The sequence below is a fragment of the Elusimicrobiota bacterium genome (genome assembly GCA_016218575.1).
Taxonomy (GTDB): Bacteria; Elusimicrobiota; Elusimicrobia; order UBA1565; family UBA9628; genus JACRDN01.
This window is the reverse complement of sequence record JACRDN010000016.1, coordinates 39,019-63,483: the sequence shown is the minus strand read 5'-3', so window position 1 is coordinate 63,483 and position 24,465 is coordinate 39,019. Positions and strand designations below refer to the sequence as shown.

The following is a 24,465-nucleotide window of genomic DNA, read 5'->3' as shown; positions in this document are numbered from 1 at the left end:
TCATACTGAGAGCTCGTCAGGTCGAGGAAGGAATTCCCTACCAAAGCTTGGTCGCGAGCATCATCCACAAGTACGTCTCCGGCTGGGCCTTCTCTCGAGACCCCTAAAAAGCCGGAGGTGCCAAGGCAAGCGTCGCTTAATTCGACTGCCTTGGCACCCCCAAGTTCAGTATAGCACTAATAGCCGGGATGTCAAGGCCCAAAAATGGCCTATTTGTCGTCGAGAAACTACAACGGCGGAGCGCCGGGGCGCTGGAAGCGGCGGGCCAACTCCTCCCGGTTCATGGCCAGGATGGCGCGCCGGCCGTGGGGGCAGCAGGAGCCGTCCCGGCAGTCCTTGAGGTCCTCGAGAAGCCGCAAGGCCTGCTCCGGCCCCAGGGGATCGTGGGCCTTGACCGCGGCCTTGCAGGCGACCGTGGCCAAGGCGTCGTGGCGGGCCTCCTGGGCGGCGTTTACGGGGTCGCCCAGGGAATCCACGAGGCGGTGGAGGACTTCCTTGAGCTCCGAGTCCTTGCCGATAAGCGCCGGCACGGCCAACACGCGCAGGCCGGTCTTTCCGAAGGGCTCCACCGTGAATCCCAGGCGCTCGAGCCTTTCCTTTTTGGACAGGACCTTGGGCACGGCCGAGGCCGGGAGCTCCACGCAGAGGGGGAGCATGAGATTCTGGGCCCGGGCCGGGCCCTCCTCGATCTCGGCCATCAGTTTCTCGAAGAGGATTCGCTCGGCGGCCGCGTGCTGGTCCAGCATGAAGAGGCCGCCCGCCGCCTCGAAGAGAAGATAGCTCTTCTCGATCTGCCCCAGATAACGGTAGGGCGGCGTGAACCACGCCGGGGCGCTCTCGGGGGCGGCCAAGGCCTGAGAGGGTACAGTCTGGAGCCCCAGGAAGGGCTCCAAAGCGGCCGCCGGGCCGCCGCGGTAGGCCGGCGGCGCTTCCCGCACCTCCAAAGCCGGGGCCGCGGGCGCTCCGGCCCAAAGGGCCCCCGCGCGCTGGGCCTTCAACAGCGCTGAGCGGGCCAGGCCCGAGACGACCTCGAAAATATCCCGGTCGGACTTGAAGCGCACCTCGCGCTTGCCCGGATGCACGTTCACGTCGAAGGAGTCGGGGCAGAGTTCCAAATGCCCCACGCACACCGGGTGCTTGCCTGCCAGACGATGCTCCTCGTAGGCCCGGTAAAGGGCCTGCTGAAGGAGGCGCGAGGCGATGGGCCTGCGGTTGAGAAGCCAGAATTGGAAATAGCGCGAGGCGGAAGGTCTTTCCGGCGGGGAGAGGAAAAGGCAGAGCTTGAGCCCCGGCCTTTCGGCGACCGCGGGAATTAGTCCATCGGAAAGGTCCGGGCCGAGGACGGCGGCGGCCCGCCTCAAGCGGCTCTCGACGGGATCGGGGGATCTCTCCGCCGCGAAGAGGAGGGCCTTGCGCCCCTCGGACTTGCAGGAGAAATGGACCTCGGGGTTGGCGAGAGCCGCCTCCTCGAGAACGGAGATCAGGCGCCCCTTCTCGTAGGAGTCTGATTTTAGGAACTTGAGCCGGGCCGGGGTGTTGAAAAACAGATCGCGGGCTTCGACCGTGGTCCCCGGCGCCGCCGGGGCGGGCCCGGAGGACAATATTCGGCCCGCCGCGGCCTCCACTTTCCAGCCCGCGGCAGCACCCCTCTGGGAGCTCGCCAGGCTCAGGCGCGAGACCGCCGCGACGGCGAAAAGGGCTTCGCCGCGGAAGCCGAAAGTGCCGAGGCGGTCGAGGTCGGCCAAGGACGAGATTTTGCTCGTGGCATGGCGCTCCAGGCTCCTGGCGCAGTCCTCCGGCTCCATGCCGTGCCCGTCGTCGCTCACGCGCAGGGATTTCTTGCCGGCCTGCGCGACTTCGACTTCGATGCGCGAGGCCCCGGCGTCCAAAGAGTTCTCGATGAGTTCCTTGAGCATGGAGGCCGGTCTTTCCACCACCTCTCCGGCCGCGATTTGGCTCGAAACTTCCGGGGAAAGGCGTTGAATGCTCGGCATCAGATCCTTTTCTTGAGCTCCGAGAGCGCCGACAAGGCCTCCAGCGGAGTCATGTTCTCGGGATTGATAAGGCGCAAGGCCTCGAGGACGGGGTGACCGGTGAAAAGGGGAAGCTCCGGGGCGCGCCCCGGGGTTTGGGCTCCGGTGAGCCGCCCGGCGGCGGACTCGTTTTCAAGGAAAGTCAGTATCTCTCGGGCGCGGGTCAGCAGGCTGGCGGGAAGTCCCGCCAGGGCCGCCACTTGGATGCCGTAGGAGCGGTCCGCGGGCCCGGGGGAGATTTTGTGCAGGAAAACGAGTTCGCTGCGGCCTTCGGCCCCGGTCCACTCCTTGGCCTCCACGTTGGCGTTGACGATGCCTTCCCTCTCCCGGCCGAGCTCGGTGAGTTCGAAATAATGCGTGGCGAAGAGCACTTTCGGACCGCGTGGGCCCTCAGCGTCGCTCTTATAGGCCGCATGGAGGTGCTCGATCACGGCCCAGGCGATGGAGATCCCGTCAAAGGTGGAGGTGCCGCGGCCGACCTCATCGAGGATGAGGAGGCTGCGGGAAGTCGCGGTCCTGAGGATATGGGAGGTTTCCGTCATCTCCACCATGAAGGTTGAGGCGCCCTGGGTCAAAGCGTCCTGGGCGCCGATGCGGGTGAGGATCTTGTCCACCAAGCCGATCTTGGCGGATTTGGCCGGAACGAAGGAGCCGATTTGGGCCAGAAGCGCTATCAGGGCGTTTTGCCTGAGGAAGGTGCTTTTGCCCGACATGTTCGGCCCGGTCAAGATCATGATTTGCGGATCCCGGCCGTCCAAGCGCAGGGAGTTGGGGACGAAGGTGCCCGAGGCAAGAAGGGCGCAGAGGACTGGATGCCTTCCCTCCGATATGTCGAGGTCGTGCGAGAGGTCTACTTGGGGCTTGACGAAATCATGGATGGCGGCGCTTTGGGCCAGGGACTGGAACACGTCGAGTTCGGCCAAGAGCTGGGCGAAGGCCAGGATTTGGTCGTGGTACTTGAGGACCTCGCCGCGCAGGGCCTCGAAGAGCCTGGCCTCCAGGCGAAGGATCTTATCCTCGGCCCCCAGTATCTTGTTCTCGAGCTCTTTGAGTTCCGGCGTGATGTAGCGCTCGGCGTTGGTCAAGGTCTGCTTCCTGGTGTAGCGCGCCGGAATCTTGTCTTGGTGGGCCTTGGTGACCTCGAAGTAATAGCCGAAAATGGAGTTGTAGCCGGCCTTGAGCGATCCTATCCCAGTGGCCTGGCGCTCCGAGGCCTCGAGGCGCGAGAGGTGCCCATGGCTGTCTGTTTTGAGGGACCGGAGTTCGTCCAATTCCTCGTGGTAGCCCTCGCGTATGAGCTGGCCATCGGAAAGCCGGGCCGGGGGATGGTCGGCCAAGGCCCGGGCCAGGGTCTCCCGGCACGGGGCCAGGCGCGCGGCCAGGTCCTTGAGCTTGGCCGCCAGGACCGCCAAGCCGGAGGTGAAGAGAATCTGGGAGAGCCGGGCTTCCATGGCCGGGAGCTGGGAGAGGGAATGGCGCAGGGCGCCCAGGTTCCGTGGGGAGGCCTGCCGGGTGCTCAGACGGCTCGAAACCCGCGGCAGGTCCGCGATCTCGCGCAAAAGCCGGGCCAGGCCCGTCCTCGCCTCGGGATTGGCCAGAAGCTCCTCCACGGAGTTTTGGCGGAGCGCTATCTCCGCCACGTCGGTCGAGGGATGCAGGAGCCAGGATTTGAGCTTGCGGCTGCCCATGGGGGTCTGGCAGGAGTCGAGCAGGCCCCAGAGGCTGCGCTTTTTCTCGCCGTCGGCCGATTCCACGAGCTCCAACGTCCTTATCGCGGTCTCATCGAGCTGCATCTCTGAGCCGGACTCGCGGTACAAGGGAGACAGCACATCGGTCAGGTGAAACTGGGTTTTCTGCACGTACTGGGCGGCGAGCTGGGCCGCCTTGAGGGCGAGGGGGTGGTTGGCCCAGACCGGATTCTGGGCCCAGTCCTTCCTGGTCGGGGCGGGGGCGATCTCCCAGGGCGTGAGGCAGGCCTTGGCGGGAAGAATTTCCTTGAGCTTGAGCCGGGCGGCCGCGGCCGGCGAGGCCACGACCTCGGCCGGCCCCAGGCGCGCCAGGAGGTCGATGAGCTTGCGGCAGTCCCGGTCGTTCAGGGCCTGGGTCGCCCAAAACTCGCTCGTGGAGACGTCTAGGCAAGCAGCGCCCCAGCCCACCACGTCGAGCTCGATGGCGGCGAGAAAATTGGCGGAGCTCGGCTCCAGGAGTTCGTCCTCGATCACGGTTCCGGGGGTGATGAGCCTGGTAACCGAGCGGCGCACGAGCTTCTTGCCCAGGCCCGGCTCCTCCATCTGCTCGGCCACGGCCACCTTGCGCCCGGCCTTGAGGAGCTTGGCGATGTAATGTTGGCTGTTGTGCGCCGGCACGCCGCACATGGGCGCGCCCTGGCGCGAGGTGAGCACCAGACCCAAAAGGGGCGAGGCATCCCGGGCGTCCTCGGCGAACATCTCGTAGAAATCCCCCAGGCGGAAGAACAGGATGGCCTCGGGGTAGAGGGCTTTGAGCTCCTGGTATTGGCGCATCACGGGGGTGTCCGGCAGGGTTTGCGGCTGCGGCATGGCGTGTATTGTACTAAAGGTCGAAGCTGATGCCTATGTCGGTGTATTGCTCTGGAACGGCGAAGAATTGCCCGTAGGGGGAGTGGCCCTTGAAGTATCCTATCTGAAGGCGCATGGAGCGGATCACTTCCTTGAACCCGATGTTGATTCCGATGGCCGTCCTCGAGTTCATGTTCCAGGAGACGTTCTCGTGGAACTGGAAATCCTGGGCAAGATATGCTTTTACCGGGGTGTCCCTGAGCGCGTTGTACTCGGGGCTGGAGAGCTCAAAGCCGTACTGCAAAGCCCCCCTCTTGGGCGAGGGGATGCTGTGCATGAGGAAGGTGGCGCCTCCGTAGCCTCTTAGAAATTGCCATGGCTCCGCCGAGAACAGGGCCCTCAGTCCATCCACGCTGTAGCGAAATCCCGTGTTGCTGGTGCGGCGGATGTAGTCATCGCCAAGATGCGAGCTTTCATGGAAGAGCATGAATTTTCCGGAATAGATGCCGTGGCGGACCTCGAGGGGGACGTTGGCGAAGAAGTCCACGGTCTGGAACTCATTGACGGCCCCCGAGAGCTTGAAGCGAGAGAAGGCCATGCCCTCGATGTTCCACTGCCAGAACCACAGGCTGTCCGTGCTGTGCCAGCGCGCCATGCCCCAGCTGTGGCCGAGGGAAATGTCGGCGCTGTTGTTGCCGTTGAGCTTGTAGTAGGCGGCCGAGAGCTGGATTTGCCGAGGATCGGCCAGGAGGCGCGCGAAGAGCTCATTGGCGTTGGGGAACATTTCCGAGACCACGGTCGCCGAGACCGGGCCCGCGATCCACGAGAGGGCGAAAGCAAGCGACAACAACGTTTTTCTAGCGGTCAAGGAGTTCCTCGATGTCTTTGGCCAGGTCCGCGAAGGTCTGCGGGCCGAGATAGCGCTTGACGATGCGGCCCTCCCGGTTTATCAGGAAGGCTGTGGGGATGCCGCGCAGGAAGTAGCCGGCCGGCGGCAGCTCGTCTCCCAGAAGGATCGGGTAGGGGATTTTATTTTTTCGAGCGAAGGGGCGAACGGCCTTGGCTCCCAAGGGATCCAGGGAAACCCCGATGAGGGCGAAGCTTCTCTCCTGAAATTTCTCGTGCAAGGCGATGAGGTCCGGGAGCTCCTCGAGGCATGGCTCGCACCAGGTGGCCCAGAAATCCAGCAAGACCACCTTCCCCTTGAAGCTTTCCAGGGAGATCGTTTTTCCGTTCAGGTCCGGAAGCGACAAGGGCGGGGCGATTTCCAGGCTTTCGCTCTCGCGGCGCGTTTCCTTGAGGCTCACGAATAGAACGGCGCCTAGGGCGAGGAGCGCCAAGGCCGTCAGAAGGCGGCGGCTCATCGGGAGAATTGGGAGAGGGACTTGGGCAGATACTGGATGAGCCAGGTCAGACGGTTGCCGGCCACGAGCCCTCCCACGAGGATGAGCAGGGCCCCGGCCGCGATCTCGCCCCAGCGGATATAGCGCTTGTAGCGCGCGAAAAGCTGGAGGCAGGCGTTGACCATGAAGCCGGTCAGGATGAATGGAATCCCCAAGCCCAGGGAATAGGCGAAAAGCAGAAGCATGCCCCTTCCGACCGTTTCCTGCGTGGCGGCCAGCGCCAGGATCGAGGCAAGGATCGGCCCGATGCAGGGAGTCCAGCCGCAGGCGAAGGCCAGTCCCATGAGAAAAGATCCTCCATAGCCTGAGGGGAATCGGGCTAATGAAAGGCGTTTCTCGTAGTAGAGCCAGCGGATCGGGACGAGTCCCGTCATGTGCAGACCGAAGGCCATGATGAGGACTCCCGCCAGCTTGCTCAAGAGGGGGAGGTTCTGGGAGAGGACTCGGCCGATGGCCGAGGCCGAGGCGCCCAGAGCGGTGAACACGAGGGAGAAACCGAGGACGAAAAAAACGGAGCCCAGGCCCGCCTTGGCCAGCGCTTGACGGCGGTCGGATCCGCGCGAAAGCTCCTCCAAGGAGAGTCCAGAGAGGAAGGAAATATAGCCCGGCACCAGGGGCAGGACGCAGGGAGAAAGGAAGGATGCGATTCCGGCGGCAAAAGCGGTTCCGGCAGAGACGCTCAAGGTCATGACCGAGGGATGAGTGTAACATTTTTGCGGGGCATGCACCCGCCCACGCCTTTTCTGTATCATATTCCCATGGCAGCCATGGATGAAGCCCTTTTGCGGCGCCTGGCCTCCGCTGTGGGCCATGAACTCCGGAACCCCTTGGCCGTGATCAACAACTCTGGGTATTTCCTGAAGGCGAAGCTGGAGGCGGGCGGATCCCTGGACCCCAAGGTCCGCAAGCATCTGGATATCATCGCTTCGGAAGTGGCCCGCGCCGACGCCCTAATATCGGACATCGTGTCCTGGGCCAGGCCCGTCCAGTTCGAGCTCGTCCCCCTGCCGCTCAAGCCCTGCGTGGAGCAGGCCTTGAGCCGTTATCATTTCCCTCAGAACATTCGAGTGGAGAAAAAGATCGGCGCGGGCGCCTGCGAGGTCCCGATGGACTCCATGGCTTTCGAGGACGCCTTGCGCAGGATCCTTGACAACTCGGTTGAGGCCATGCCGGAGGGGGGGCGTCTGCGCGTGAGCGTCTTTCAAGAGAGAGCCGCGCCCGTGATCGAGATACGCGACTCCGGGCCGGGGTTCTCCGAAAAGGCCAAGGCCTCCCTGTTCGAGCCTTTCTTCACAACCAAGCCCAAGGGCCTGGGCCTGGGCCTGGCCCTGGCCGGAAGAACCATCGAGGCCTTGGGCGGGAAGCTGGAAGTTCGCGGCGCCGAGGGCGGAGGCGCCGCGGTGAGGATTCGCTTGGGGAGGCGCAAAAGTGGTATATGATATTATTCCGCATATTTAGGAGGATCTTTATGCGCCGAGCCTTGATTTTCTCCGCCGTCCTGAGCCTGGGCCTTTCGATCGCTTCCGCCGCCGAGCCCGCCGTGGATGTAATGACCCGACTGCGCCACATCCTAAGCGAGGGCCGCCATGAGGCCGGCATCGAGGCTCCCAAGGCCGTCGCCGTGGCAAAAGTGGTCAAGGTCGCGGGCTCCGGGGAGCTCCAGGGCTACGGCAGCCTGTACGCGAGCTCGAACCCGGACAGCCAGTACTTCAGCGGCTGGCTTCCCCTTTACGGGAAGATCGAGCTCAAGAACGCGGACAACAGCATCCAGGGCTTCGTCGTTCTGGACCAAGAGGTTTTCGTGGCCGGCTTCGGGCACCGCGGAAGCGGGGGAGTCTCGGGTCCGGAGACCCAGGAGATCGCGGGAAAGCCAGAGTTATTTTACCAAGGGCGGAAACTTCAGGTCCCGGCGATCACAGTTCCGGTGAAAGTCTGGGGCATGTCCCGGGATTGGGACGCCTCTATTTACAGCCGCCCCGAGGTATCCTTGGAAGTGGCCCTTTCCGAGGAGGGAAGGACGCTCAACCAGGCGGCCCCCGCCTCCCAATCCGCTGTCTGCGTTCTCAAGGACATCGTTGGCCATGATTGCGTCTACCGCTGCGGCGACGGACGCGAGGTCCGGCGGGAGATACAGCTGGTCTTGCCCAACAGCCCTTACGATCAGGTCAAGTACGTCTGCCCCGGCGGCGGCCAGATCACGGTTTCCTTCTAAAACGCGGCGGCTTGATGCTGGCAAGGCGCCGTTTCCTGGCGGGCCTGGTCCTCCTGCCGTTCCTAAGCCCGGCGCGGGCTTGGACTCTCGAGAACGCCGAGTACTTGGAGCAGTACGCCGCTACCTACCGATTCGCGCTCGGCCGTCCGGCCGAGATCCTGGTCTCACCGGACGGCCGCCATGTTTATTTCCTGCGCTCCGGGCCGCGGAGCTTCACGCGCGATCTCTACGAGTTCGACGTCGAAAAGGGACAGGAGCGCAGGCTTTTGAGCGCGGAGGAGCTTCTGGCCGGCCAGCAGGAGACTCTGACGGCCGAGGAAGCGGCCCGGCGGGAACGTCAAAGGCTGGTCGCCAAGGGCATCGCCTCGTACCGGCTCTCCAAGGACGGCAGGCGCCTTCTCGTGCCGCTCTCGGGCAGGCTATTCGTCTATGAGATCTCCTCTGGGAAGATACTGGAACTCAAGGGAGACCCGGGCTCTCCCATAGATCCCCAGTTCTCCCCGGACGCCTCCAAGGTGGCCTACGCCAAGAACGGAGAGCTTTACGTGGCCGACCCCGCCTCGGGAGCCGAAAAGAAGATCACCTTCGGCGCCGGCAAGACCGTCTCCAACGCCGAGGCCGAGTTCGTGGCCCAGGAGGAGATGGGGCGCGGCCGGGGCTTCTGGTGGTCTCCGGACGGCAAATGGCTCGCCTACCAGCAAACCGACTGCGAGGGGTTGGAGGAGTTCCATATCGCCGACCTGAAGAATCCAGAGAAGGCGGTCCAATCTTGGTTCTACCCTAGAACGGGCAGGAAGAACGCCAAGGTGCGCCTGGGCCTCATCGCGGTCACCGGCGGACCCACGGTTTGGATAGACTGGGACCGCGAGAAATTTCCGTATCTCGCCGCCGTCGAGTGGGAGGGCCAAGCTCCCCTCACGATTCTGGTGCAGAACCGGCCCCAGACCGAGGAACAGCTCTTGGCGGTGGATCTTCCCGGCGGAACCACCCGAGTTCTCCTCAAGGAGACGGACAAGACCTGGCTCAACCTCGCCCCCGGGATGCCGCGCTGGCTGGCGGACGGCACGGGATTTCTGTGGGCCTCCGAGCGCCGGGGGGAGTGGGAGCTCGAGCTGCGCTCGGCCAAGGGGGATCTGGAGCGGACTTTGGCGAAGAAGGGTTTCGGCTTTCGCAAGGTGGCGGGCGTGGACGCCCAGGACGGCTTTGTCTACGTCCAAGCCAGCACCGAGCCCTTGGAGGGGCACCTCTACCGCGTTTCCCTGCCGCCGAACAAGGGAGAGGTCCTGCGCCTCACCCAGGAGCCGGGGCTCCACGACGCGGTTTTCGCCGAGAACGGCGGGCGCCATGTCTTGATTTCGCGCGGGCTTTTCCAGGGGCCCCAGTACACGGTCCACGACAAGGACGGCAAGGCCTTGGCCGAACTACACTCCTTGGCGGAGAACCCGCCCTACCCTCCCAACGTGGAGCTGACCGAGGCGGCCGCGCCCCAGAATTTCCGGGCGGCCTTGGTCAGGCCTGAGAATTTCGATTCGAGCCGCCGCTACCCCGTTCTGGTGCAGGTTTACGGCGGCCCCGGGGGGGCGATGGTCTTGGCGGCCCAGGACCGCTATCTCCTCCCGCAGTGGTTCGCCGACCAGGGCTTCGTGGTGGTTTCCCTGGACGGGAGGGGGACTCCCGGCCGCGGCCGCGACTGGGAGCGCGCGATAAAGGGCAATTTCATCCAAGTTCCCCTGGAGGACCAGGTGCAGGGTCTGCGCGGCCTATGCGAGCGCTACCCCGAGCTTGATTGCTCGCGGGTGGGGATCATGGGCTGGTCCTTCGGCGGGTACATGGCGGCCATGGCCGCGATGCAGCGCCCCGAGGTGTACCAGGCCGCGGCGGCGGGGGCCCCGGTGGCCGACTGGCTCGACTACGACACCCATTACACCGAGCGCTACCTGGGCCTGCCCGAGGAGAATGCCGAGGGCTACGCCAAAAGCTCGGCCTTGAGCTACGCCAAGGACTTGAACCGGCCCCTTTTGCTCATCCACGGCACCACCGACGACAATGTCTACTTCATGCACAGCCTGAAGCTCTCCGACGCCCTGTTCCGCGCCGGGAGGGACCACGAGTTCCTGCCCTTGGCGAGCTTCACCCACATGGTCCCCGACCCGCAGGTGATCGTCCTCCTCAACCAGCGCCTGGCGAGGTTCTTTATTCAGAACCTGCAGTGACGGTGGCCAACACCGCCAGGGCTACTTCAACCGCATATTGCTCAACTGTCGGAGCAGGTCGTTGGACACCGGCCTGAAGGCGCGGATGAGGTCATTGGGCGGCACGGTCCCGACTTCTTGGAGAATTTTGCGGCGCAGCCTCTCCAGGCGGTTGTGCACCATGGCGTTGATGTCGTCGAGGCGTTTGACCTCGGCCCGGGTCGGAGCGCGCCGGGCGCGGGCCAAAGTCTCGCGCAGGCGGGCGGCCTCGGCGGCGGCGCGTCGGACGGGCTCCATCTCGCTTGAGTGCCAGCGCATGGGGTCGGCGATCTCGAGCCTCAGGAAGTCTATCTTTCGCAGGGCGATCTGCTGGTCGAGGAGCTTGAGACCCTGCTCGGCGCGCAGCCTATCGTAATCGGCGAGCTCCCGGTCGAGGTCGGCTTGCTCCTCAGCGGGGACGAGATCCCGCAGCTTCTCAGCCGAGATGCCCATGTAGCGCCAGTGCTTCCAGGTATCTTCCCGTAGGCGCTTGAGTATGGCTTGCTGGGCCGCATAGAAGCGCCGGCCCACGTCGGCCATCTCCGGCTCCAAGCCCTCGAGCTCGGCCTGGGTGCGTTGGAGGAGGACGATGGGGGAGCTTGGATTGTCCTTGACCTCGAGCGTGCGGCTCTGCGGGCCCACCACGACGCGGTGCGGGGCCATGCCGGCGAAGGCCTCTATCATGGCGGGGACCTTGGTAAATCCCAGGGGATTGACGGCGATCCTCGCCACGGTCTTGACGCGCTCCCACCAGGTCATGTTTTTCCAGGGCTTATCAAAATAAAGGTAGGGAGTGCCCAGGGGCGTGTTCTGTATTCGCCAGCCGCTGGGGCTGGCGTGGGTCGGGCGCTCGAACACGATGAAGCTGAAGTCCATGGGCCCGATGAGGTTGTCGAGGAGCCGCCTCGTGAATCCCCGCATCAATTCCACGGTCTTGTCGGCCGGGGTTTGCGTGCCGGATTCCACGATGGCGAATCCCGCCGCCCGCAGGAGCTGGGTGATGATGCCAATGCAGTTGTCGAATCCCGTGAAGTCGTAATGGGCCTTTCCTGATAAATGGCGGGAGTTGAGGTTCATGGCCATATTCAGCAGGGCTGCGTATTGGGACTCGGTGATGCCGTGCAGGATGAAGTCGAGCACGTCCGCCGTCGAAGTCTGGCCGAAGGCGGGAGGCTGCCCCGTGGCTCCGGGCAGGCGCCACATGGCGTAGAGGTACTCCGCCAAGCTCATCTGCTGTATGGGCCCCAGGCCGCCGGTGAAGGAGCCCCCATCGTTGTACTGCACGGTCCACACCCAAATCTTGCCGTCCGGACCTCTCACGGCCATGGCGAAGTGGCCGTAGGCGTTGAGGTCTCCCTTCTTCTTTTGGCCGTTGCCGTTGGTGAGCATCAGGTGGATATCGTAGGTTCCGGACTTGCGCGAAGGCGGGATGATTCGGTCAAGAATGCCGTTAAGCTGGTGTTCGAAATCCTCGATGGACGTTCCCCCGACGTCCATGAAATTGTAGGGAAGGCGCTCGACCAAGGGCGCTTCCTTGAGCGCCGCCTCGAGGGTGGGCCGTGACGCGGCCTGGACGTAAGGAGCCTGGCCGAGCCAGGCTCCGGGATAGGCCGCCATGTTCAATCCGCTGGGGTCGGCCGGGGCGTTGGTGTGGTTCCAGATCACCGGCATGCCCGTGTGGTAGCCCATCTTCTTCATGAGCCCCACGATCTCGGAGTCTTCCTGGGTTTCGATGACCAGGACGTCTATGTTATGGTGGTCGATGTACTTTGCCAAGAGATGCGCCTTCTCGCGGATGGTCCTGACATGCTTTGGGTCCACCTGCCCGGCCAGCGCCAGGCTGATGTTGGACAGAGCCGCCTTCAAGCCGGAGAGATCGGCGTAGGCGTCTCCCTCGCCCTTGATTCCGGCCGCCTCGGAGGCCACCTGTTTGAGGCTGGACCCGCGGACCTCCAGCCCGCCCAGCCGGCCGACCAAGGCCTCGGGGCGCGCGGTGAGATGGAGGGCTTTTTCATGAGGAAGGCTTTTCGGGTCGCTCAATTTCTTGGGGTCGAGGGACGTTCGGGGGCGGTCTATGGAGACGAAACGGCGGCCGACGATGCCGAAAGGAATGTCGAAGGCTATTTCCTTTTCCTTGTCCCTCAAGCCGTCGAAGTACTCGTAAATGTCGAGGTTGGAGCCCAGCACGCCGTCCACTTGCTCCGCCTGCATTCGCTTCCAGAGGGCTTCATAGGCCGCGGGAGTGGTGTTCGGGTGAGTTTGCTTGGTCTTGCGGGAATAAGTAAAGGGAACGACGCTCGTCTGCTCCAAGGCCACGATTTTGGCGTTGGGATTGTCCTTTTGGACGCGCTCCAGCATGGCCGAGGCCCTCTTGAGCTCGGCGGGGCTCGAGTAGACGTACCAAATCGTGCCTTGTACCGGCCCCGGGTCCGGCGCGTGGCGCAGAGCCGCTCCGGTGATCTCGGCGAAACTGCGGGGTTGGCCCGGCGCGCCAGGGCGTCCCGCCAGGCCGGCCCAGCCGGAAAGGGGCTGGGAAAGAAGCAGAAAAGCTAAAAAGACTCTCGTCAGTTTCATCGTCATGGATTCCTCCGCGGGGGAATTCTGCCAAAAGCGCCTGGCTTTCAAGTGGGGCTTTGGTCCCAGGAGTTCCAAGGCAAGGGTCTCATGCGGGCGTAGGCCTAAAGACCGGTGTCAGGCTTAATTTCTTGTAAATTCCATTGACAAAAATCTTGATTCGGCACATACTTTAGAAATGCCGGAAAGGACCATTGCCGCGCCCGCCGCCGAGAAGATCCAAAGGCTCATGGGCTGCATCTCCCAGGTCTTCGTGAGCAAGCCGGAGGTCGTGAGGCTCACCGTCACGGCTCTCGTCGCGCGCGGGCACCTCCTGATCGAGGACGTGCCGGGAATCGGCAAGACCTTGCTCGGCGTGGCCCTGGCGCACTCCATCGAGGCTTCCTTCCGGCGAGTCCAGTTTACCAACGACCTCCTGCCCTCCGACATACTGGGGCTCTCGGTCTTCAACCAGCGCGACACGCAGTTCGAGTTCAAGCCCGGGCCGATATTCAGCCACGTGGTCCTGGCCGATGAGATCAACCGCTCCACCCCGAAAACCCAATCGGCCCTGCTCGAGGCCATGAACGATTTGCAGGTGACCATAGACGGCAAGACCCATGCTTTGCCCTCGCCATTCCTCGTGATCGCGACCCAAAACCCCGTGGAGTACCACGGCACCTTCCCCCTGCCCGAGGCCCAGCTCGACCGTTTTCTCATGCGCCTGCAAATCGGCTATCCCTCGCCCGAGGACGCAAAAAAAATATTAAGGGAGAAGGACCTGTCCGTCCAGCTTAGAAGCCTCAAGCCCGCCCTCGGCAAGGACGATGTCCTGTCTTTGCAGCAGCAGGCCGACGCGGTCAAGGTGGACGAGGATATCCTCGACTACATCGTGAGGATATCCGAGGCCAGCCGCTCGGTCCCTTCCATTCGCCTGGGGCTGAGCCCGCGCGGAGCCCTGGCTCTGGCCCGGGCCGCCCGCGCCCACGCTTTGGTGGCGGGCAGGGACTACTGCGTTCCCGACGATATTAAGGCCGTGGCCGCGCCGGTGGTCGCCCATCGCCTCCTTCTCGACTCGAGCCTTTATGGGATCGCGCGCATCGCCGAGTCGGAGGAAACCGTGCGCACGATCCTGCGCGCCGTAAGCGCCCCGTAGACTTCTTCCAATTATATGAGACTGACCCGTTCAGGCTGGGCGTGCGCGTTCATGGCGGCCTTGAGCCTCATGTCGGCCGCGACCACGGGGAATAATCTCCTCTATCTCCTATTCTCCCTCCTGTTGTCAGCGCTCCTGATTCCATTTCTGGCCGGCCGCGCCAATCTCAAGCATTTGCGCGTGACGGCCGAGCCGCCGGGCCTGGCCTTCCACGATTGCGAATGCTCCCTGAGCGTGATTGTGGAAAATACCGACCGATGGTCCTCTTACGGAATACTTCTTTCGCACGGTGGGCAGCGCTTGTCCTGGGATGAAGTCTCGGCGAAGGGCCTCGCGGCCGGAACCTTGCGGTTTAGGCCATTCCATCGGGGGCGCAACCATGTCGAGGGCGTGTTTTTGGAAAGCCTGTTCCCTTTCGGGCTTCTTCTAATACGCCGCGCCGTTTCCGGCTTGGAGGTTTTGGCCCTGCCCCGAATGCCCGAGGTCCGCTCCGGCGCCGAGGTCGAGGCTGGGGTTCGGGCCGAGGGTCGGCCAACCTTGAGCCGGGGAAGGGGCGACGAGCTTTTCGGCATCCGAGAGTACGACCGTTCCGACGACTCCCGCCTCATCAACTGGAAGCTGACGGCGCGGAGCGGCAGGCCGCTCATCAACGAGTTTTGTTCTTTCGAGACGGGCCGCGTCGCGGTGAAAGTCGAGACGGCCTCCGGGCCCGAGGGCGAGCGCTGCATCGAGGCCGCGGCCGCGGCCTGCCGTTTTTATATCGACGCCGGGGCCGAGGTAAGTCTCGTGACGCCGGAAGAAAGTATGAACTATGGCAAAGGTCTTCTGCACTTGGAGAGAATTCTCAAGACCTTGGCGCTTCTTGGCCCCGGCAAGGAGCCGCGAGCGGCTTCCTCCCCGCCGCCGGCCTGGCCGGCGGCTATAGTTGACTCCACGGCCTTGAGGCGCGTGACCTTCCTTGGGGCGGGGCTTGTCTCCCTCGGCCTTTTTCTTGTGGACGAGATACAGACCTGGATGCCGACCGCCATTCTCCCGGTGCTTCTCCTGGGCTGGCTGCTTTACGAGAGGAAATGGCCCCGGGTGCCCCGCGGGGCCTGGAACGCTCTCTCCCTTCTGGTGCTTGTTTACCTCTTGGCCGTGGACCTTCAGCGCTCGGGCGTGGTGGTGGCCAACATCCACCTCTTGATCTACCTTATCGCCAACCGGGCCTTGGACGAGGTCAAGACTCATGAACTCGGCCAGAGCTTCTTCATTTTTCTGCTTGCCTTTTTCCTGATCTCCGGGCTCACCATCAGCCCCTGGTATTTCCTCTTTTTCCTGCTCTACGCGGGCTTCGCGGCTCTGTGGCTGGCCTTGGCCCACGGGGGCCGCTGGGAGGCCCTGCGGGCATGGCGCGGGCCCCTGTCCTGCCGCCTTGCCGCGGTGTTGGCCTGCTCGGCCCTTCTCTTCGCCTCGGTTCCGCGCGTCGAAGGCTTTAAGCGGATGAATCCTTTCCTGAGCGCGGTGGACAAGCTCCAGGTCAAGTCTTCCTCGGTCATGGGGTTCACGGAGAACGTGAGCCTGGGATTCTTCGGCAGGCTCAAGAAATCCTCGGCCCGGGTCATGAAGGTGAAGCCCTATCCGGAAATACAGGCCGCCAACCCGCCTCCCCTGCGCGTGCGCGGATCGGCTTTGGACCATTTCGACGGCGCGCGCTGGAGCAAGGAACCGCGGGATTTCCGCTACCAGCTCAAGAGCCGGGTCTATGCCAGCACCTCGGGGCGGGGCTGGGCCCTGCGCCAGCCGGGCCAACTCCTGTTTCCGACCCGTCCCCCGTCCGGGGGAGGCCCGTCCTACGAGTTCATGATCTACCCCATGAGCCTGTCCGTGCTGTTCTCGGTGGGCACCCCCTGGATGGTCGAGACGGGCGAGGCGGCCGCCTACTTCGACCACATGGGGAGCGCCTACTTCGCGGCCCCGTACATCTCGGGCGTCCGCTACCGGGTTTACTCGGATCCCGAGCCGGGAAGGCTGGAGCTCAAGATTGCCTCGGATCCAGGCGTGGCGGAAAGATTCCTCCAGCTTCCGCCATTCAAGGATGGCCGCGTACAGGGGCTCGCCCAGGCCCTTACCGGAAATATTTCCAGCGACTGGGGAAAGGCCCGGGCCATAGAGGCGCATCTTAGAAAGAAGTACCATTACTCGACGTTCTCGGACGCCAAGGACAAATCCCTGGAAGACTTCTTCTTCAACTCCAAGCGCGGCAACTGCGAGTATTTCGCCACGGCCGGGGTCGTGCTCCTGCGCGAGGCCGGGATCCCGGCGCGCTTGGTCACGGGATTTCTGGCCGACAACTGGAACGAGTTCGGTAAATTCTACGATGTGCGCCAGGAGGAGGCCCACGCCTGGGTCGAGGCCTATATCCAGGGCCAGGGCTGGGTAGCCTTGGATCCCACTCCGGGCCAGAGCCTCTTCTCAGCCTCGGCCGACGTCTTCACCAGGCGCCTGGAACGCTACTGGGACGCTCTCCAGGTCGAGTGGTACCGCCGGGTCATCGGCTACGACCAGCAGACCCAGAGCAACACCTTCAAGCGCTTGGTCTTTAGGCCCGAAGTCATCGCGTCCCTGGGAGAGAGGGCTCTTTGGATTCTTTCAGGAGGCCTTCTCCTGTGGGGACTTACCCGGGCGCGCCTGTTCTTGCGCCACTTCTTGTCCGCGGCCCCGCGAAGCCTTTTCCACAAGGCCCAGGCCGCCCTGGAAAGGGCGGGCCTGCCGCGAAAGGCCTTCTGGACTCCGCGGGAGTACGCCCGGGAGGTCATGAGCCTCCGCCCGGACCTGGCGGCCTTGGGCCCCCTGGCCGAGCTCTATTACCTTGAGCGCTTCAGCCCGCGCGGGCTGAGCGCTGAGGAGAGCCTCCGGGCCCGGAGGCTCTGGCGGGAGCTGTCGTCTCGCCTATGACGGACGGCGGACGAAAATTCTCGCCCCGATCGGGCCCGGTATTTTTCGTCCTGCTGGCGGTGGTTTTTCTGGTTTACGGCCCGGTTTTGCGCGGCCCCATCCTGGGCGACGACCTTTCTTATGTTCGGGACCACGCGGCCTTCCGGATGGGCTTTTGGGACTTCATCCGGGAGCTCGGCTCCCGGCGGTACTTTGATTTGACTCGGGAATCCACCTATCAGCCTCTGGTCACGCTTTTCCATTATTTTACGCACGGGGTTCCGCTCATCTATCGCTCAACGGGGATTCTTTTGCACGGCTTCAACGCCTGGCTGGTGTTTTTGGTTGCCCGCCATTTGGGAGTAGAGGACCGCCCCGCGTTGAGCGGGGCCCTCCTTTTCGCTCTTTTCCCGACCCACACCGAGACTTTGAACTTCTCGTCCTTCAAGGGGCATCTCTTCAGTTTCTCATTTTCATTGATGGCTCTATTGGCATGGATCGGAGGCAATAGGGCTCTGGCGCTCGCCTGCTGCGCAGGCTCACTACTATCAAAGGAAACCGGAGTGCTGACGGTCGGACTGATCGCGGCATGGGAGCGGTGCTTGAAAGAAGAAAATAAACAATCACGAAGAGCCATACTCCCATTTATCGCCGTCACTGCGGCGTATCTGGTCATGAGATTTACTTTCCTTCATCGCTTCCCCGTCCCTCGCCCGGTTTTGCCTGGGAATCCCCTTTTGTACCTGGATTGGTACATGAGAACCCTCGTCTGGCCGGCGCCGCTTTGCCTTGAGCGGACGCCGGCCCAATTGGGGAGCTGGAGCGGGGCGTTATTGCTGCCGGCGTTGATTTTCATCAGCAGGGGCTCGCCCGCCCGAGTCCTCGCGCTGTCTTGGACAGCGCTCGGGCTTCTGCCCTTTCTGCGCCTGCTGCCCTTTGACGCCTACAATCCCGTGGCCGACCGCTACCTTTATTTCGCCTCGGCCGGCTTCTGCCTATGGCTGATTTTGGCCTGGCCGAGCGGGTGCGCCCGGGCCCTGCCGTACGCTCTCCTCGCCGCTTGGGCTTTAGTCACCATCAACCGCAACAGCCTTTACCGCGACGAGAGGGCTTTGGCCCGGCAAACCGTCTCTTGCGCGCCGCAAAGCCCGCGAGCCCGCATGGCTTTGGGGAGCGCCTGCCTCTCGGCGGGGGAATATAAGGAAGCCGCCATGGAGTTGGAAACCGCGGTCTCTCTGGACTCGGGCTTCATGCTGGCCTGGAACAATCTCGGCATCGCCCGCTACCAGCGGCGGGACTACCCGGGCTCCGAGCGCGCCTTCGAGAAGGCCCTGAATCTCGCCGATGACGCCCCCATCCACAACAACCTCGGCAACGCCCTGGCCGCCCAAAACCGCCTGGACGAGGCCTACCGCCACTACGAGAGGGCCTGGCAGCTCCAGCCGGACTGGCCGCTTCCCTACCTCAACGCCGCCAGGATAGCAAGAAAAAAGAACCCCACCTTGTCCCGCAGGCTCGAGTTGAAGGCTAGAGCCTTAATGCCTGGCACTCGTGCTCCCACCGGCTCATAATGCCCGCTTTGGCCGGCCGCTCTTCTTAAGGAAATCTCCGACATCTTAAGCGTAGACAGTTCCTCCATAGAGCGGGGGCCCGGCTTTGGCAGCCTGCGGCGTCGCGCCAGCTCGTTCATATCCGTTATCCACAAAAACTTCCCGGGAAGTTTTGTGGATAACCGGCATCCAGTTCAAATCCGGGCCCCCAAAGCGGGCATTATGAGCCGGTGGGAGCACTAGGCCTTAAGGCCCAAGAAAGGGCTAGGCCGATTTCCTTCCCGGGCTTCCCCATCCGGCCCAGGTGCCCGCCCGCGATCCCGTCTACACTATTTATGTTGGGTTTTCTAGGAATTATCGGGGGTTACGCATGGAGAAGGGATTGCTTCGCTTGGCGCTGGCTTTAATCATGTTTAACGGCGTACAAGGGGCGTTCGCCGGCGACAGAGGGGAGGGTTCCGGTATTTCCGGCGCTCATGCCTTTCCAAATCCTACGAGAGCCTGGGTCTCTGCCATAAGGGGCAGCATGGCCGGCGGGGCATCGCTTCATGCGCCGCTTTCCATCCCGGGCATCACCAATCTCAGATTGGATGCGGTTCTCGCAAATCAGTTGTTGCGGGCCGTCATTGAACATCTGCCTGAGGGATTAAAACCGGCAGACGTTGACGATCCAACAAGGCGCGACGCTCTGGTAAAGGCTATTTTGGAGTCGGTCGGTGCCGCCAAACCGGAGATGCGGCGCATCGTATCAAGGCATGTCGCCCTCATCTTGTCAGCCGCGGAGGAGGGAAGGATGGATTCCGGCCAGGTCCTCTTGGCCGTCGATGGGATTAAGGCTCTTGAAGATGACGCGGATTTCAGGGATATCGTCACGCCGGCTATTAAGCTGGCCTCTCAAGCCCGGCATTCTCAAGAGCAGGGCATTGGCATGGATCTCCGCGGCACAGCCCAAGCTTTGATGAAGGAAAGTTATTCCTATGTCTCGGCTGAAAGCCCCGAACCCGTTGTCGAAGTTGTTGGGACAAAGCAAGCACTTTCCTCTCCATTGAGCCAAATAGCAGACGCTCACGTCCTGGCTACCGAGGAGACTGCCTTGCTGCGCAGTTTGGCGAATAATCATTTGGGGACTCCCAAAAGCCAGAGAATTTTGGCCCAAGCCTTGGTCATGAAGGCCCGGAATTTGTTGTCATCGCAAGAGAGGGACGCCGCGCGCGAAGTCCTCGGAGTCCTCAAGCAGTTCGGGGAACCATGGTTCTCTCCTGAAGCCCAGGAGCAGGCGCTCAAGTCCATCGCGAACGGTTTTTCTGATCTCGTTTCTCTTAATGAATTTGGAATTGAAGAGTGGGAAATGGAAATTCATACAAGAGACTTAGAGCCGGATAGATTTCATAATGAGGAGTATTCCCCCGGCATCACGCAAGAAGCCTTGGCTGTGTTTGAGCATATAGTTCTCAATAGCCGCAGCCCCAGGGTGAAGCGATTCGGCTTGCACCTGCTTTATAATCTGCGCGAGGTCCTGGACTCCACGGTCGAGCCGTTGATAACGGCGGTCCAGGGCCAGATCGCCCGCGTCGGGCGGCCCATCCCCAAGGAAGCGGAAAGCGCCCAGCGCTATACCAGCGCTCGCGACGGCGTGCCCGCCAGGCTTATCGCCGTCGCCATGTCTTGGGCCGGCGGCCATGCCATTGCCGCGGGACTGGCTGGGCTGAGCGGGGGGGCAGCCATGTCTTACGGAGTCGTCTCTTTGGCAGTAGGGCTTGTCCTCGGCGCGTTGGCTTTGCTTGGGTTCAGGCTCGCTGATTTTACGTCCGAGTCCAGTCTGAGCTTTCTGGAGCGCCGGCAGGCCGTTAACAATAGCGACCGTTTAATCGCGTTTGGAACGGCAGGGGTTTTTCTCGTGGCCGCATTGGCGGCCAATTATTTTGATTCCCGTGCGTTGACCCTATTATTTATGGGTCTTGGTGGCATCTCAGGCGGCGTCGCGGGTACGATCGGGAACGAAACAGCCTTTGCTGCGGCTCGGCGCATTTTCGAGCTTTGGCCGAGATTCAACTCTGAGCCTTTCCTAGATGGGGATCAGCTCTACGTCTATGTTGATGGCCGGCTTTACAGGCATCAACCCAACGGGGTATGGAATGAATGGGAGCAAGTGCCTATCGCGGCCGGAGGCGAGGCCCCTCGACCCGCCGAGTACTTGCGTGACGGCGACGGCAACCGAGTTTATATGCAGGACGGCAGGCTCTACCGTTCTTCGGGGGATAAGCATTATTCCTATGAAGCGGCCTCGCGGCAGTGGGTTAAAGCGCCGCTTCCGCCCATGATCCTTTAAGGAGAACAGCATGAAGAAGAGTTCCCTTTGCCTAGCTCTAGGTTTATCCGCGTTTATCTGCGTCCAACAGGGCTTCGCCGCGACCGATGGGCGGTCTTCCTCCCTGCCGACATCTTCCTGGCGAGGGCCTTCCTTCCGGCCGGGGCAAGGCCCGGATTGGAGTTCCACATTTTTTGACATAGCGAAGGAGAATGCGCGCAGGGGCGGCGCCGCGATCCCGGGATTGCAGGCGATAAGGATCAACTCGCCCCTTAGCTGGCATATGCTGGTCGTTTTGGGGAAAGCGATGTCGGCATCCTTGCCGGAATTCAATAGACGCCTTATCAAGGCGATGAACGGCGGAGATCCCATATTATTCGAGGAGCTTGTCGCCGAGGTCGCCGCCGCCTCGGGGCAGGCCATGCCCGACATGCAGGACGTTGCGAGAAGGACCCTGGTCGAGCTTGCCGACGCGGTCAAGCGAGGAGAAATCGACGCCCCTGAGGCCATCAACGCGGTGAATGCTTGGATCAAGCCCCTGGAGAACATAGCCGGGTTCGAGGAAACGGTCCTGGGAGGCAACATGCTGGCGACGGCGGCGCGCGCTTCCCAAGAGGGAGAAATCGTGGACGGTCTTCTGAAAACGGCCCGCATCCTTTTAGAGCATTTCGGCGGAGTGGAAGCGGGGGTTGTTTCAGAAGCTGTGGCGGTTCGAGGGGAGGGAGCGCCGGCACCAGAGAAGGTCCAAGCTCCCGCGGAGGCCTTGGAGTCTCCGGAGAGTCTGAGATCGGAATTCAAGAAGACGTATGACCCTCAAGCGCGGGCCGCGCTCGTCGGCGCGGCGGTCAGCCGGGCGCGGGAGTACAGCGATCATTGGCAGGGCTACGGGCATTACGCCGGGGGCCTGCTTCAAGTCGTCAAGGAGGCGATTGAGGAAGGCTATTTCCCCATTGAGGAGCGCCTAGAGGCCTTGCGCTCGCTCAGGGCGGGGTTCGCGCCGGATTCGCCGGAGAACGAGGAGTACAACCGGAAGGTCTTCCAGATTTACGCCTCCATCGCGCTCAATGCTAGGAACAAGGACGTGGCCGAGGCGGCCCTGCATCAGATGCGAGCAGATACATGGCCCGTACCCGCCAAGCAAGTCCAGGCCGCGACCACAGCGCTCGAGGAGCAGCTTGACCGGGTGGGCCGGCCGATTCCGGCCGAGGTCCTGGCCTTGAATGATACCTCCAGGATGCCGGGGCCGAACCATATCGCGTTTTTCGCGGCGAGTCCTCTATCGGTGGTGGCCTCTTACGCGGCGGGCCTGGAGTGGCTCGGGCCGGAGAGCTGGCTTGCGGTGGCTTTGCCTTTCGGCCTTCTGGCTCTTGTTGCGGGCGTCCTGTATCTGTGGGGGCTGCAGTCCATCCGATCGGGCGAGAGGCTGAGAGTCTTGCAGGCGGTGTTTCGGAAGTATCCCAAGCTGATACCCCTGGCCGCCGTCAGAGCGGTGATCGCGGTCGCGGTTGGATTGGCCGCCCTTCAGTTCGGTTATTATAGGCTTGGGATGGCCTCGCTGGGGCTGGCCGGAGGATTGGGCATTATCGGGTTGGTTGCGATTTCCTGGCGCGACGCCTTGGCACGGCGCATCGGAGAGCTCTGGCCCAGGTTCACCACCAGTCCGGCGACGGCGCCCGGATACGGCCAGTACGTCTACATTAACAGCCGCCTTTACACCCTTCATCCCAAGACGGACCGTTGGGAAGAGGCCTTGATCCCCGCCCATGAGATGGCGCCTTGGCAGGAGGAGTCTCTCGCCCAGTCAGGAGAGCGCATTTACATTGATTACGGGAATCTTTACCGCGAGTCGCAGGGCAAGCATTACCAATATGACGCCGAGGTCCGGAGGTGGGTGGAGTTCCGCCGGCCGCCTTTCGTGTTGTGAGAGCCATTCTCCTCTGCCTTGCGTTGTCCGTCTCGGGCCGAGGTCGAGCGGCAGCCGCTCCCGACGTGCGCTCCTTCCTCCTAGGAAATGGGAAACCCGAGATGGCGGCTGGGTTTCGCCAAGCCCTGAAAGGCTCCGAGCATTTCTCGGCTCTGGCCCTCTTCGATTTTCGCGCGGATGTTCCTCCAGCACATGGACGGCTTGGAGCGGCACCTGCAGGATGCCTTGAGGGAGTTTCAGAACTATTGATAACGGAGAATTCATGAAAACGATTTTCAGAATCGCGCTTGTTTCGCTCGCCTTGGCCGCAGCCCTGGCTCCTGGCCGGGCTTGGGCCGGAAGATCATGGCATTCCACTTTGAGGGATGTCTCCCGGCTCAACGCCCAACTGGGCGGAGCCCCGATTCCGGCGTTACAGGCTCTTGAGCGGAATTCTTCTCTCTCTCGAGGGATAGGCAAAATTGTCGGGCGCAATATACCCCTGGGTTTGGAGGAGTATTCGGCTCGACTGGCCGCCGCCGAGGGCCGGCATAAGCATAATAACCTCAAGCTGCTGATCAGTCTGGCCGAGCAGGCTTGTCAAGGGGCCTCGCCCCGGATCAGGCGCATGATCAGCGCCAGGATCAACAGGATTTCTAGGGCCACGGCGCGCGGGGAGCTCTCTCCCGAGGACGTTCTGAGCAAGGTCAACGCTCTTGGCCTCGATCCGCTTGCGGGCACGGACGAGTTTCGGGACGTGGTCGCGCCGGGCCTGGCCTTGGCCGAGCAGGCGCGAAAGGACCAGGCCATGGTCGTGAAGGGGAAGCTCTACGATGCGTGGACGGCTTTCGCAGGCCGGTCGTCCGTCAATAGCGTTCAAGCCAAGGAGCCTGCAGGCGGACCGCGGAATGAGGATCTGTGGTTGGCCGTTCGAGGGCACGGAAGCCCCGCCCTCCAGGATTTGACGGGAAGGGAGCTGCAAGGGGAGGACAATGAAGGCCAAGCTGCCGTGATGCGGAGATTGGTCGCTTCGTCCTGGGATTTCTCGAGGACAGGACCGCAGCCGGAGCGGGCCGCGCTGACGCTGGGCGTTGTCGACAGTGTAGTGAAAAGCAGGCAATTAAGCCCGGTCGCGGAGAGGGCTCTCTTCTCCGATTTTTTGGAGCGGTTGCTTCGGCCCGCCCAAGTCTTCCCGCGGGAGTTAACGATGCCGGCGCCAGGAATTATGGGAGCCATTGCCAAGCATTCCAAGGATCCGGGGGAGAAGAGCTCCTATTCGAGGAAGCTCGGGGAGGTTCTTGACCAGTATGGAATGGCCGGAGAAGGCGAGAAATCGTTCGATACAGATGTTCCTGCGCCAAAGACCGCCAAAGCCGCGACTCCAGCGCGCCAACGGCGTCTCGCGATCCCGAGGCCGTGGATGCGCCCGATTAAGATCGTTGTCTTTGGTTCGGCAGTTTCCGCCTTAGGATTTTTTATGGTTCTGACCTATATTGCATTTCTCATGCTCGTGTTGTGGGGAATCTTTTTCTTGAGGCCTTTTAGTTTAGCTCAAATAGTGGCGATAGGTTCGGGCTGTCTATGCGGCCTGGTGTCATCAAGAATTGCTGGGATTGCCGATGCGGCAATCTTATTCCTGAGAAATTCTCTGCTCCGATAAGAT

15 protein-coding genes are annotated in these 24,465 nt (G+C 62.6%); 9 read left to right on the top strand and 6 right to left on the bottom strand.

Annotated elements, in window-relative coordinates:
- Positions 1-227: 227 nt before the first annotated feature.
- Genes mutL through HY921_05315 form a run of 5 tightly spaced genes read right to left on the bottom strand, consistent with a single transcriptional unit; the run spans position 228 to position 6,662 of the window.
- Entirely contained in the window at positions 228-1,994 is a 1,767-nt protein-coding gene (mutL, locus tag HY921_05335; protein MBI5630288.1) for a DNA mismatch repair endonuclease MutL, read from the bottom strand.
- On the bottom strand, positions 1,994-4,591 hold the full coding sequence (gene mutS, locus HY921_05330) for a DNA mismatch repair protein MutS (protein ID MBI5630287.1): 2,598 nt from the start codon (positions 4,589-4,591) through the stop codon (positions 1,994-1,996). The genes mutL and mutS overlap by 1 nt, the downstream gene beginning before the upstream one ends.
- 13 nt (positions 4,592-4,604) lie before the next feature.
- On the bottom strand, positions 4,605-5,438 hold the full coding sequence (locus HY921_05325) for a DUF1207 domain-containing protein (GenBank protein MBI5630286.1): 834 nt from the start codon (positions 5,436-5,438) through the stop codon (positions 4,605-4,607).
- Complete coding sequence (locus HY921_05320) at positions 5,428-5,934, bottom strand: TlpA family protein disulfide reductase (protein ID MBI5630285.1); 507 nt, start codon at positions 5,932-5,934, stop codon at positions 5,428-5,430. The genes HY921_05325 and HY921_05320 overlap by 11 nt, the downstream gene beginning before the upstream one ends.
- Positions 5,931-6,662, bottom strand: coding sequence for a cytochrome c biogenesis protein CcdA (locus HY921_05315; protein ID MBI5630284.1), 732 nt, complete (start codon positions 6,660-6,662; stop codon positions 5,931-5,933). Before HY921_05315 ends, HY921_05320 begins: the two co-directional genes overlap by 4 nt.
- A 69-nt stretch (positions 6,663-6,731) precedes the next feature.
- Between HY921_05315 and HY921_05310 the strand changes: the two genes are divergently transcribed.
- Genes HY921_05310 through HY921_05300 form a run of 3 tightly spaced genes read left to right on the top strand, consistent with a single transcriptional unit; the run spans position 6,732 to position 10,398 of the window.
- A complete protein-coding gene (locus HY921_05310) occupies positions 6,732-7,412 on the top strand; it encodes a hypothetical protein (GenBank protein ID MBI5630283.1) in 681 nt (226 codons plus the stop codon).
- A 29-nt stretch (positions 7,413-7,441) separates the two neighbouring features.
- Positions 7,442-8,185, top strand: a complete 744-nt coding sequence (locus HY921_05305) for a hypothetical protein (protein ID MBI5630282.1) — start codon at positions 7,442-7,444, stop codon at positions 8,183-8,185.
- Between the two features lie 14 nt (positions 8,186-8,199).
- Positions 8,200-10,398, top strand: a complete 2,199-nt coding sequence (locus tag HY921_05300) for a DPP IV N-terminal domain-containing protein (protein ID MBI5630281.1) — start codon at positions 8,200-8,202, stop codon at positions 10,396-10,398.
- Positions 10,399-10,419: 21 nt separating this feature from the next.
- On the opposite strand, the gene HY921_05295 is transcribed toward HY921_05300, so the two are convergent.
- Complete coding sequence (locus tag HY921_05295) at positions 10,420-12,996, bottom strand: hypothetical protein (GenBank protein ID MBI5630280.1); 2,577 nt, start codon at positions 12,994-12,996, stop codon at positions 10,420-10,422.
- A gap of 172 nt (positions 12,997-13,168) precedes the next feature.
- Here HY921_05295 and HY921_05290 point away from each other — a divergent pair, with 172 nt between their 5' ends.
- From HY921_05290 to HY921_05265, 6 genes are all read left to right on the top strand, one after another.
- A complete protein-coding gene (locus HY921_05290) occupies positions 13,169-14,125 on the top strand; it encodes an AAA family ATPase (GenBank protein ID MBI5630279.1) in 957 nt (318 codons plus the stop codon).
- Between the two features lie 15 nt (positions 14,126-14,140).
- The gene (locus HY921_05285) at positions 14,141-17,062 is read left to right on the top strand and encodes a DUF3488 domain-containing protein (GenBank protein MBI5630278.1); all 2,922 of its coding nucleotides are present in this window, start codon (positions 14,141-14,143) and stop codon (positions 17,060-17,062) included.
- Entirely contained in the window at positions 17,059-18,612 is a 1,554-nt protein-coding gene (locus tag HY921_05280) for a tetratricopeptide repeat protein (GenBank protein MBI5630277.1), read from the top strand. The genes HY921_05285 and HY921_05280 overlap by 4 nt, the downstream gene beginning before the upstream one ends.
- 349 nt (positions 18,613-18,961) lie before the next feature.
- Positions 18,962-20,920 carry a hypothetical protein gene (locus tag HY921_05275; GenBank protein ID MBI5630276.1) on the top strand — a complete coding sequence of 653 codons (1,959 nt, stop codon included), beginning with the start codon at positions 18,962-18,964 and terminating at the stop codon, positions 20,918-20,920.
- A gap of 286 nt (positions 20,921-21,206) precedes the next feature.
- Positions 21,207-22,823 carry a hypothetical protein gene (locus HY921_05270; protein ID MBI5630275.1) on the top strand — a complete coding sequence of 539 codons (1,617 nt, stop codon included), beginning with the start codon at positions 21,207-21,209 and terminating at the stop codon, positions 22,821-22,823.
- 262 nt (positions 22,824-23,085) lie between these two features.
- Positions 23,086-24,462 (top strand): hypothetical protein, encoded by a 1,377-nt coding sequence (locus HY921_05265; GenBank protein MBI5630274.1) that lies wholly within the window; start codon positions 23,086-23,088, stop codon positions 24,460-24,462.
- The last annotated feature ends 3 nt before the right edge of the window (positions 24,463-24,465 follow it).

Coding starts and splice junctions, on each gene's coding strand:
- HY921_05320 (MBI5630285.1), bottom strand. CDS start 5,934: ATGAGCCGCCGCCTTCTGACGGCCTTGGCGCTCCTCGCCCTAGGCGCC.
- HY921_05300 (MBI5630281.1), top strand. CDS start 8,200: ATGCTGGCAAGGCGCCGTTTCCTGGCGGGCCTGGTCCTCCTGCCGTTC.
- HY921_05275 (MBI5630276.1), top strand. CDS start 18,962: ATGGAGAAGGGATTGCTTCGCTTGGCGCTGGCTTTAATCATGTTTAAC.
- HY921_05285 (MBI5630278.1), top strand. CDS start 14,141: ATGAGACTGACCCGTTCAGGCTGGGCGTGCGCGTTCATGGCGGCCTTG.
- HY921_05270 (MBI5630275.1), top strand. CDS start 21,207: ATGTCGGCATCCTTGCCGGAATTCAATAGACGCCTTATCAAGGCGATG.
- HY921_05315 (MBI5630284.1), bottom strand. CDS start 6,662: ATGACCTTGAGCGTCTCTGCCGGAACCGCTTTTGCCGCCGGAATCGCA.
- mutS (MBI5630287.1), bottom strand. CDS start 4,591: ATGCCGCAGCCGCAAACCCTGCCGGACACCCCCGTGATGCGCCAATAC.
- HY921_05310 (MBI5630283.1), top strand. CDS start 6,732: ATGGCAGCCATGGATGAAGCCCTTTTGCGGCGCCTGGCCTCCGCTGTG.
- HY921_05295 (MBI5630280.1), bottom strand. CDS start 12,996: ATGACGATGAAACTGACGAGAGTCTTTTTAGCTTTTCTGCTTCTTTCC.
- HY921_05265 (MBI5630274.1), top strand. CDS start 23,086: ATGAAAACGATTTTCAGAATCGCGCTTGTTTCGCTCGCCTTGGCCGCA.
- HY921_05280 (MBI5630277.1), top strand. CDS start 17,059: ATGACGGACGGCGGACGAAAATTCTCGCCCCGATCGGGCCCGGTATTT.
- HY921_05290 (MBI5630279.1), top strand. CDS start 13,169: ATGCCGGAAAGGACCATTGCCGCGCCCGCCGCCGAGAAGATCCAAAGG.
- mutL (MBI5630288.1), bottom strand. CDS start 1,994: ATGCCGAGCATTCAACGCCTTTCCCCGGAAGTTTCGAGCCAAATCGCG.
- HY921_05305 (MBI5630282.1), top strand. CDS start 7,442: ATGCGCCGAGCCTTGATTTTCTCCGCCGTCCTGAGCCTGGGCCTTTCG.